Below are 742 nucleotides of genomic sequence, written 5' to 3'. Positions count from 1 at the left end.
TATTCAGGACTGCTTCATCGATAGCACAACATAAACAGTAGCGTGCTGATATCGATCTGCCTTACTATTGTCGCCTTGTAACCTCAACCTGGTTTCATAGTCACGCATTTTTTGCACAAATGCTTCACGTAACTGTTTGACATCACTGTGCGTGGCCGTCGCTCTGATTTGACCCAGCAAGGAAACAATGACATTCGCTTCTGCCAGCAGTACGTTATTGCCAAACGCGACGATACTCGTTTCACGTGTTTCTTTACTATTTTGCGTAAAGAGAACCGTATTATCGCTTTCAAGCGATGCAACAGGTGTCGACTGCGGTGCTTTTTTACGCCCAGGGGTTGGTTTTACAATCGTTTCGTCCATAGCTTCACTTATTGGTTAATACTCCAAAGCTCCATTTCTAACCCTGGGTAATTACCAGAGACATGAAATGCCATTCCCCCGCTTTCATTTAAACGGGCCCAATAAGCACCTTGTTTAACCAGCTCAAATAGACAGTAGACCTGCTGCTAAGGCATCTGTCTTGCACCACATTCAGTCGGCGAAACGGCAATACCATTGATCTGATTATTGATAAGGTCGCGAATTATTCTCTGCGGGTCCAACTTTGATTTGTCCTGGTAACTTTTTTCTAATTTCATCGGCTGAGACATCGGCTTTAACGGCCAATACAAATTGACAAAGTGAAAGCAAACTTTTATCTGGTAATGGTGTAACGCGAATCCCAAACTGGCGAATATCC

At 43.8% G+C, this 742-nt stretch carries 1 protein-coding gene and 1 pseudogene; both read right to left on the bottom strand.

Translation table 11 applies throughout. The annotated features are described in order from the left end of the window. Positions 1–3: 3 nt before the first annotated feature. Positions 4–363, bottom strand: coding sequence for a hypothetical protein (locus tag CIK04_RS25130; protein WP_325205805.1), 360 nt, complete (start codon positions 361–363; stop codon positions 4–6). An 8-nt stretch (positions 364–371) separates the two neighbouring features. Continuing rightward, positions 372–742: pseudogene (tssK, locus tag CIK04_RS25125) on the bottom strand (type VI secretion system baseplate subunit TssK); the annotation flags it as partial.

It is taken from the genome of Vibrio sp. 03_296, assembly GCF_002265885.1.
Note: the sequence above shows the minus strand (reverse complement) of the source record. Positions and strands in the feature narration are given on the sequence as shown.